This window comes from Flavobacterium collinsii (genome assembly GCF_902804485.1).
In the GTDB taxonomy this organism is placed as follows: Bacteria; Bacteroidota; Bacteroidia; order Flavobacteriales; family Flavobacteriaceae; genus Flavobacterium; species Flavobacterium collinsii.
In genome coordinates, this window is sequence record NZ_CADCST010000037.1 from 1 (window position 1) to 10,242 (window position 10,242).

Here is a 10,242-nt window from a genome sequence, read left to right on the forward strand (position 1 = left end):
AGAGTTAATTACTGCAGTAATGATAATACTTTCAGGAGGAGATCCGCAAAAAGTATATAAAACATAAGTGGCCGGAATTTCTTCCGACCACTTTTAACTATTAAGTGAGTTTTTTATATAATGCTTTATTTTTCTAGAGTGAAACTCCTCTTTTCCAAGGAATAAAATCATTTTGATTTAAGATTGCTGCCTTGGTTTTAATGGTTCCACTGGCAACATCGATGATAAATTCCAACATTTCGTCGGCCATTTCGTCGATGGATTTTTCTCCTGTGATAATTCCACCAGTATCAATATCGATGATGTCTGACATCTTTTTAGCCAGGTCTGTGTTGGATGAAATTTTCACTACCGGTGCGATCGGATTTCCTGTTGGCGTTCCCAAACCTGTGGTAAACAATACCATATTTGCTCCTGAACCTACCATTGCTGTTGTACATTCAACATCATTTCCAGGTGTACAAAGTAATGTTAATCCCGGCTTCGAAATGTATTCACCATAGTCAAAAACACCTGTAATTGGTGATGTCCCACCTTTTTTAGCCGCTCCCGCAGATTTCATCGCATCTGTAATCAATCCGTCTTTGATATTACCCGGAGATGGGTTCATATCAAATCCTGAACCGGCATCTACCACTGTTTTTTCATACCATTTCATTAATTCCAGGAAACGCTCTCCTCCTTCATCTTCGACGCAACGGTTAACCAATTCCTGCTCTACCCCACACAATTCAGGAAACTCAGAAAGAATGGTAGTCCCTCCTAAAGCCGCTAGTAAATCTGACGTTACTCCTAAAGTTGGATTCGCCGAAATTCCGGAGAATCCGTCTGAACCACCGCATTCTAAACCAATTTTTAATTTGGATAAAGGCGCCGGAGTTCTTTGCACTTCGTTGGCTTTTTTAATCGCTTCAAAAGTATCTTTTACCACACTACTGAGCATGGTTTCGATCGTTCCGATTTGTTGCTGATCGTAAATCAAAACCGGCTTTTTACTGTTTGGATTTATCGCGTCTAAGGCATCTTTAAAAATCTGAATCTGCAGATTCTGACAGCCCAAACTCAAAACAGTTGCTCCAGCCACGTTCGGATTGTTTACATAACCCGCCAACAACTTGGCCAGACTGTGCGAATCCTGACGAATACCACCACAACCGCCCTGATGTGTGATGAATTTTACTTCTATATTATTGAATAAATTAGCATCATTTGAAGCCGCCTCATTTCCTGCACCACCCGTTTCTGATTTCACCAAAGAACGAAGCAGCAATTGATAATCGTTCTCTTTAGGCTTCATTAGCTCTTTCTCAAAGATATCTTTTAAGATTTCAATGTTTCGGTTCTCACAAAATACCAATGGAAAAAACAACCATACATTCTCTGTTCCAACTTGTCCGTCTTCTCTGTGATAACCCATGAAAGTTCTGTCTTTCCACTTATCAATATTAGGTGCCGTCCATCCAATTGTTTCTGTTTTTCCGGTTACCTTATCACTTTCATGTTTGACATTTGCTGTAGAAAGCAAACCTCCTTTTTCAATTTTGGCACTTGCTTTCCCTACCAAAACGCCATACATAATAATCCTGTCTCCTACATTAAAAGGAACCATCGCGATTTTATGTTTCATTTTCACATCACTCTCAACAGTAACAGCCGAACCTTCAAAATCAATCACCTCTCCAGCTGAAAGATTCACTAAAGCAACTGCTACGTTATCAGTAGGATGAACTTTTATAAGTTTTTTTTGCGTTGCCATAACTAAACTTTTTGAGTTACATTATTTATTTCTTTTTGAAAATTGGTAAAACCTTTTTCAATTCCGTTTGCGTCAATTTCTTCCAATGCCACTGTAATTGCTTTTGTCAATCCCGGCTGCAGTGTTAAATCCTCGTCCCAGAAATTTTTATTTTGCAAAGTCAGTCGCGCTATTTTTTCATAATCATCCGATTTCCAAAGACTGTCAAAAAAAGAAACAATATCTTCACTGTCATTAACCGGCAAAACTTCCCCTTTCCATGTTCCTTTGTAGAAACGAATTAGAGCAGCAAATGCAAACGTCAAATGAACTGGAAGTTTGTGATGAATACCTACATAACCAGTCAAACTAGGCAATACTCTTACTTTGAATTTAGAAACCGAATTCAATGCAATTGACGACAATAAATGCTTGATAAAAGGGTTTCTAAAGCGGTCTAAGATTTCTTCAGAGAAACTTGCCAATTCCGCTTTGTCCATATTCAATGTTTCATTAATCTCCTCAAAAACAGCTTTATTTACAAAAGCTCCCGTAAAAGAATTATCCACTGTTTCTTTTACTGTTTCGTTACCATAAAGCATTGAAAAAGGAACCATAGCCGTATGTGCTCCGTTCAAAATTCTTACTTTACGCGTACGATAAGGCTGCATGTCTGCTACGATTTTTACATCTAAACCCGTTTTCTCAAACGGAAGTTTTGCTTTTAAGGTATCATCTCCTTCAATCACCCATAAAAAGAAGCTTTCAGCACTTACAATCAAATCATCTTTATAGGTTAATTGACTGTTATATTCTTCTATCTGGTCTTTAGGATAACCCGGTACAATTCTGTCTACTAATGTATTATGAAAAGAACAGCTGTTTGTTAACCACGAAACAAATTCCTCTTCCAATTTCCAATCGGCACAATATTTTAAAATAATTTCTTTTAAAGTATCTGAATTGTAATTGATTAATTCGCAAGGAATAATTGTTAATGCTTTATCTGCCGCTCCTTTAAAATACTTGAATCTTTCATATAAAAGCACGGTTAGTTTAGCCGGAAATGAAACCGGGGGCTGCATTGCCAACTGATCAGATTCGATATACTCAATACCAGCTTCGGTTGTATTTGAAATGATAAAAGCCAATTCTTCTTCTTTGGCTAAAGCCAAATATTCCTGAAAAGAAGCGTAAGGGTCAACTGCCTTCACGATATTGGTAATTAATTCTTTCTCCTGAATTTCTTCTCCTTTTTTAACACCCTTCATAAACAGGGTATACAATCCGTCCTGAGCATTAATCATATTCACTAAACCTCTGTCAATAGGCTGCACTACTGCGATTCCTGCATTAAAATCAGCTTCCTGATTTAATTTTTGAAAAGCATATTCAACAAAGGCTCTTAAAAAGTTACCTTCACCAAATTGAACTATTTTTATAGGAAGTTTTTCCGAAAACCCTGAGTTTACTCTGTTTATTTTTTCCATTACTCTCTCTTAAAATGTTATAAACAACCACGTTCAATCCCTTATTTTCGCTCATTTTCTCACACTGTAAAAGAAACATTACACTTGTGTGAGGAAAACAAATCTTGCTGTGAGGACTCACAAAATTTATTTATCAAGCGTAATGTTCAATTACAATTTCTAAAATCTAAAAAAACGCATGTTAAATAAGGATTGGTATGATTACTCCTTATTTATTTTTAATACTTTTTATGATCTCAAGAACCTGACTGACTTTTATTTTTAGTCCTTCAAAATCATTGTTATCTAATATATCTTTTGAAATTAACTGTGACCCGATCCCAACACAAGTTGCACCTGCATTAAACCACGAAGTCAGGCTATCAACTGTTGGCAAAACGCCGCCGGTAGGCATAATATTGGTCCACGGACAAGGCCCTTTTATGGCTTTTATAAATTCCGGTCCGTAAATATCACCCGGGAACAATTTTACAATTTCGCAGCCTAATTCTTCGGCTCTTGCGATTTCCGTCAACGTTCCGCAGCCCGGAGACCAAAGTACTTTTCGACGATTACAGGCAATTGCTATATCTTCTCTAAATACCGGTGTTACAATAAAATTAGCTCCTAAACTCATATATAGTGAAGCCGCAGCAGCATCTGTAACAGAGCCAACACCCAGCATCATTCCCGGTAATTCTGCCAAAGCATATTTGTTTAGCGCTCCAAAAACTTCATGAGCAAAATCTCCTCTGCTGGTAAACTCCATTAATCTTGCACCTCCATCATAACAGGCTTTTAGCACTTTTTTGCTTATTTCGATATCCGAATGAAAAAATAATGGAACCATTCCGTTCTCTTTCATCGTTAAAGCCACTTCAATTCTTGAATATTTTGCCATATTTAAATCATTTATCTAGATACTAATCCGGCAGAATTACCATCTATCATATTTTCTACTTCTTTTAAGGTAACCAGATTATAGTCTCCGGCTATGGTATGTTTTAAACAACACGCAGCTACTGCAAAGTCTAAGGCTCGCTGATTGTTATTTTGATATTGTTGCAATCCGTAAATCAAGCCTCCCATAAAAGCATCTCCACTTCCTACTCTGTCTACAACAGGTGTTACTTCTTTTACAGCTGCCTGATAAATTTCTTTTCCGTCGAACAAAATTCCACCAATTCTTTGGTGTGATGCGCTTACGGAATAACGCAGGGTTGTCGCTACTGTTTTTAAATTCGGAATCAGATCAAACAATTTATTGTACAAAACCGGAAGCGATTTTTCATCCTGATAATTTGGATTGACTTTGGGAATTCCCAACATAAAATAGGCAGTATCAATATCACCTAAAATAACATTGCTGTATTGCAACAGTTCCGGCATCACATCGCTTGGTGTTTTTCCATATTGCCATAATTTTGATCTGTAATTTAAATCACAGGAAATTGTAATTCCCAACTTATGAGCTGCTTTAACTGCTTCTAAACAGGCTTCGGCGGCACTTTGGGAAATTGCCGGCGTAATTCCGCTCCAATGAAACCAGCTCGCACCTTCCAGCACTTTCTCCCAGTCAATCATTCCTTTTTCAATAGTTGCCATTGAACTGTGCGCACGATCATAAACGACATTACTACCACGTGTACCTGCACCGGTTTCGAGAAAATAGATCCCTAAACGTTCTCCACCGTAAACTACGTTACGGGACTCTACATTCATCTTTCGCATTTCTTTTAAGGCCGAAGCACCAATTTCATTCTCGGGTACTCTTGTTACAAATTCTGCGTTTACACCATAATTTGCCAAAGACACACAAACATTAAATTCACCGCCTCCATACGTAGCGCCAAATGCTGTAGATTGTGAAAAACGCAAATGCCTTTCCGTCGAAAGACGCAACATAATTTCCCCAAATGCAACTACTTTATTCATATAATTTTATTGTTTTACCAGTAAAAGATTTTTTTTTACCATTAAGATATTAAGAAAATTAAGCCTGATGCTTTTATTTGCCACAGCTTACACTGATTAAAAAGATACTTAAACTCTATCCTCTATATTCTTTCCTCTATATTCTTTCCTCTATATTCTTTCCTCTATATTCTTTCCTCTATATTCTTTCCTCTATATTCTTTCCTCTATATTCTCTCTTCTTTCTTAAAATTTGAAATATTCTTTTGCGTTATTGTATGAAATATCGGCAACTAATTTCCCAATCCACTCCATATCATTTGGAAGCTCACCACGTTTGATTTCGTCTCCCAAAAGATTACATAAAATACGCCTGAAATATTCGTGTCTCGGGAATGACAGGAAACTTCTTGAATCTGTGAGCATCCCCACAAAACAGCTAATTAGTCCCATATTAGAAAGGGCATTTAATTGTTTTGTCATTCCGTCTTTCTGATCTAAAAACCACCAGCCTGATCCAAACTGCACTTTCCCTCTGACACTTCCGTCATTGAAATTTCCAATCATGGTTGCCATCACTTCGTTATCGGCTGGATTTAGATTGTAAACAATCGTTTTAGTCAATTTATCTTTACTGTCCAAAGCATTTAAAAAGCCAGATAACTTTTGTGCCTGCGGATAATCCCCTATAGAATCCCAACCGGTGTCCGGTCCTAAAATTCGATGCATACGGGCATTGTTATTTCGTAAAGCTCCTAAGTGAAACTGCTGCACCCATCCAAACTCATGATACGTTTCAGACAAGAATAACAATACGGCACTTTGGAATTTTAAAATCTCTTCCTGACTTAAAATTCTGTTTTCTCTTTTCTTTTTGAAAATGGTATTGATTTCATTTTCTGTAAAATCTTCAAAATAAATCTGATCCAGACCATGATCACTAAGCTTGCAGCCATTTTGATTAAAAAACTCAATTCGGTTTCTTAATGCGCTGCACAAATCTGTATACGTGTGTATTGCAACTCCGGACACATCCCCTAATGTGTCCAGATATGCATTATAGCCATCATTAGAAATTAAGATCGCTTTATCAGGTCTGAATGCTGTACTCATTTTGGTTCCAATTGGATTCTTGGCCAGTTTCTGATGAAACTCCAGGCTATCAATAGGATCTTCGGTAGTACAAACTAATTCAGCATTTACTTTTTTAAGTAGATTTTGTGTGCTGTAGGCAGGAGAATTAATTTTCTCAGTCGTTTCGATATATATCTTCTCTGCCGATTTTTCATTCAGCAAATCATAAATATCAAAATAACGGGCCAGTTCTAAATGTGTCCAATGATACAAAGGATTACGCATTGTGTAAGGAACCGTTTTTCCCCAGCTTAAGAACTTATCTTTATCCGAAGCATTTCCGGTTACAAACTGCTCATTAATCCCTAACGTACGCATCGCACGCCATTTGTAATGATCTCCGTTGATCCACACCTTTGTAATGTTGTCAAAAATTTTATCTTCGGCGATTAACTGAGGATTCAAATGATTGTGGTAATCTATGATCGGCTGATTTTTAGCGTAAGCGTGATACAGCTCTTCAGCAAATTTATTTTCAAGTAAAAATTTATCGTTTATGAAGGTATTTGAACTCATGTCTTTTTAATATAATTGAAATAATTATTCGTTTGATGGTTTACCGATTGTAGCCAAAATTCCACCATCCACATATAAAATATGACCGTTAACAAAGTCACTTGCCTTTGAAGATAAAAATATCGCTGCTCCTGCTAAGTCACTTGCTTCTCCCCATTTTGCAGCCGGCGTTCTGCTGATGATAAAATCATTAAACGGATGCCCGTCAACACGAATCGGTTTTGTTTGCTCGGTAGCAAAATAACCAGGGCCAATACCATTGATCTGAACATTGTGCTTTGCCCATTCGGTAGCCATATTTTTGGTTAGCATTTTCAAACCGCCTTTTGCAGCAGCATAAGCTCCTACCGTACTGCGGCCTAACTCACTCATCATCGAACAAATGTTGATTATCTTGCCTCGTTTTCTTTCAATCATTCCTCTCACCACATGCTTTGATACAATAAACGGGCTTACCAGATCGATATCAATAACTTCCTTAAAATCGGCCACTTCCATTTCGATCAACGGAATTCTTTTGATGATTCCTGCATTATTGATCAGAATATCAATAGGTCCAACCTCATTTTCAATTTGTCGAACGGCGGCAATAACTTCCATTTCCTCCGTTACATTAAACTTATACCCCACTGCATGAATTCCATCTTTTTGAAGTTCTGCTACTGCAGCATCAATTTTTTGCTGAGAAGAGTTACCGTTTATCACAATTGTTGCACCTGCCTCACCCAATCCTTTTGCCATTGCCATTCCCAGTCCGTGTGTACTTCCTGTAATCAGAGCAACTTTTCCTTTTATATCAAATAATGAGTTTATCATAATTTCTTATCTTAAATCGGTGATTTTACACACATCCATATCTCCATAATCTAAATTTTCACCGGCCATTCCCCAGATAAAAGTATAATTACTGGTTCCTGAACCGGAGTGAATGGACCATGGCGGTGAAATAACTGCCTGATGATTGTTCATCCAGATATGTCTCGTTTCCTGAGGCTGTCCCATAAAATGACAAACGGCCTGATTTTCGGGAATGTCCAGATAAAAATATACTTCCATTCTTCTATCGTGTACGTGTGCCGGCATTGTATTCCAAACACTTCCCGGTCTTAACTCGGTCATTCCCATCTGCAATTGGCAAGTGGTCACAACTCCTCCAATAATCATTTGGTTTACGGTACGGTGATTGGCCGTTTCCATAGTACCCAATTCCAGTTTATTGGCTTCCGCAAGACTTACTTTCACCGTTGGATAAGTCGTGTGAGCAGGAGCCGAATTGATATAAAACTTTGCAGGATTCTTAGCGTCTTCGCTTTTAAAGATTACTTCTTTATTACCGCTTCCGATGTACAAAGCATCTTTAAAATCTAAATCAAAAGAAACTCCTTCCACCACTATAGATCCCTTACCACCTACGTTGATAACTCCTATTTCTCTTCTTTCCAGAAAATAACCTGCTTTAAGCGGATCAATGCTTTCTAAAGTCAGATCCTTTACCGGAACTGCTGATCCTGCAATGTACCTGTCATAATGAGAATAGGTTAATACAATTTCATCTTCCTGCATCAGGTCATCGATTAAGAATTCATTTCTCAATTCCTGAGTGTCATACTTTTTTACAGCTTCGGGGCTTGACGCGTATCTTGAACTATATTTTGTCATAATTTTATTTTAATGTAATCGATTGCACAAAATTAGATTTTTATCCCTAAAAACCATAATTGAAACTAAAATTTATTTTATTTTTTTCTAAAACTTCTCTTTTTGATCCTGAAACTGATCCACTGTTTACGAAATACACGACAGTTGAGCTTTTCCTCCTGTTAACTTCAAAATCTGATTTTAGTCCGGATTTATGTTGACTCCTAAAAATCCTAAAGATTCGTAATCGGACTGTATTTTGGCACTAACGTTTTCATTACAGACCAGCCTGTTAAATAACAAACGGCACAAATTGAGAAAATGATAAAGTAACCGGCCTCAATTCCGTGAAAGCCCATAAACGACATATTATTTTCCTTAGCATAATCAAACAGCATTCCCGATCCTTTATTGATAAATGTTGAACCAACTCCTCCTGCTAATCCGCCAATTCCGGTAATCGTTGCAATTGCTTTTTTAGGAAACATATCCCCTACTGTTGTAAAAATATTAGCCGACCAAGATTGATGGGCTGCTCCGGCAATACCAATAATAACTACAGGAATCCAGTAACTTATATATCCTAAAGGCTGTGCTATTAAAGCCAGTAACGGAAAGAATGCAAAAATTAGCATCGCTCTCATTCTGCCTTCGTATGGATTCATTCCTTTCTTCTCTACAAAATACGTTGGCAACCAGCCTCCAATAATAGACAACAAGGTTATCATATACAAAACAAATAAGGGTAAAGCGGCCTGTGTAGAATCCATTCCGTAAACTGAGCTAAGATAAGCCGGCGTCCAAAATAAGAAAAACCACCATACACCATCGGTCATAAACTTCCCAAAGGCGAACGCCCAGGTTTGTTTGTATTTAAAACAATCTACGAATGAAACTTTATCTTTTGTTTCCGGCACATAACCTTCTAATTTACTATCTGCCACATCATCCTGTTGAATATACTCTAATTCTGCAACACTTACTTTTGGATGTCTTTCCGGCTTATCGTACATGAAAATCCAAAATCCCATCCAGACAAAACCCAAAGCACCAATAATGATAAACGACATTTCCCATCCAAACGATTTTGCTATAAACGGAATTGATATAGGGGCTGCTAAAGCCCCAACAGTGGCTCCTGCATTAAAAATACTGGTTGAAAATGCTCTGTCTTTTTTAGGAAAATATTCTGCTGTAGTTTTAATAGCCGCCGGAAAATTTCCTGCTTCTCCTACGGCCAGAACAAAGCGGGCAAAGATGAACAAGGTAACACTTACATTGATTACCAGTCCGGTATCTTTCACAAGATAAATCGCCTCTTTAGCACCTTCAAAACCTACAAACCAATTTCCTGTGATGATTCCGGCCGTGGCAATACCACAAAAAGCATGCAAACAAGCTCCAAAGGACCAAATTCCGATCGCCCAGAGAAATCCTTTTTTGGTATCCAGCCAATCCACAAATCTCCCGGCAAACAATAAAGAAACGGCATAAAATATAGAAAATAGAGCGGTTATATTTCCATAATCATTATTGGTCCAGTGAAACTCAGGCGCAATAAAATCGCTCCAGGTTAAAGAAAGTACCTGTCTGTCTAAGTAATTAATGGTGGTAGCAAAAAATAGCAACGCACATATACTCCAACGATAACTTCCTGTAGATTTTTTGGTTTGGCTCATAATAACTGCATCTGTTTGGTTCATGGTAGTGGTTTATTATAAAAATTGATATTTTTTCGGGTAATTTAATCTGTAGTTAAAACGCGATACAAAACAGCAGTACCGATGAATTAAATCTAGCAAAATTAATTAAATGTAATCGATTACACAAATCTAA

8 protein-coding genes are annotated in these 10,242 nt (G+C 37.5%); all 8 read right to left on the reverse strand.

All coding sequences use genetic code 11. The features are described from left to right. Positions 1-133 precede the first annotated feature (133 nt). The gene (locus FLA105534_RS00330) at positions 134-1,756 is read right to left on the reverse strand and encodes a UxaA family hydrolase (RefSeq protein ID WP_173964064.1); all 1,623 of its coding nucleotides are present in this window, start codon (positions 1,754-1,756) and stop codon (positions 134-136) included. A gap of 2 nt (positions 1,757-1,758) precedes the next feature. Next, positions 1,759-3,225 (reverse strand): tagaturonate reductase, encoded by a 1,467-nt coding sequence (locus tag FLA105534_RS00335; protein ID WP_173964065.1) that lies wholly within the window; start codon positions 3,223-3,225, stop codon positions 1,759-1,761. Positions 3,226-3,433: 208 nt separating this feature from the next. Continuing rightward, positions 3,434-4,105, reverse strand: coding sequence for a bifunctional 4-hydroxy-2-oxoglutarate aldolase/2-dehydro-3-deoxy-phosphogluconate aldolase (locus tag FLA105534_RS00340; RefSeq protein ID WP_173964066.1), 672 nt, complete (start codon positions 4,103-4,105; stop codon positions 3,434-3,436). A gap of 11 nt (positions 4,106-4,116) precedes the next feature. Continuing rightward, positions 4,117-5,139: a sugar kinase gene (locus FLA105534_RS00345; RefSeq protein ID WP_173964067.1), complete on the reverse strand. Its 1,023-nt coding sequence runs from the start codon at positions 5,137-5,139 to the stop codon at positions 4,117-4,119. A gap of 225 nt (positions 5,140-5,364) precedes the next feature. Next, complete coding sequence (gene uxaC, locus FLA105534_RS00350; protein WP_173964068.1) at positions 5,365-6,768, reverse strand: glucuronate isomerase; 1,404 nt, start codon at positions 6,766-6,768, stop codon at positions 5,365-5,367. 24 nt (positions 6,769-6,792) lie between these two features. Continuing rightward, the gene (locus FLA105534_RS00355) at positions 6,793-7,584 is read right to left on the reverse strand and encodes a gluconate 5-dehydrogenase (RefSeq protein WP_173964069.1); all 792 of its coding nucleotides are present in this window, start codon (positions 7,582-7,584) and stop codon (positions 6,793-6,795) included. A gap of 6 nt (positions 7,585-7,590) precedes the next feature. Continuing rightward, the gene (gene kduI / locus FLA105534_RS00360; protein WP_173964070.1) at positions 7,591-8,427 is read right to left on the reverse strand and encodes a 5-dehydro-4-deoxy-D-glucuronate isomerase; all 837 of its coding nucleotides are present in this window, start codon (positions 8,425-8,427) and stop codon (positions 7,591-7,593) included. Positions 8,428-8,639: 212 nt separating this feature from the next. Beyond that, positions 8,640-10,109: an MFS transporter gene (locus FLA105534_RS00365; protein ID WP_173964071.1), complete on the reverse strand. Its 1,470-nt coding sequence runs from the start codon at positions 10,107-10,109 to the stop codon at positions 8,640-8,642. Positions 10,110-10,242 lie beyond the last annotated feature (133 nt).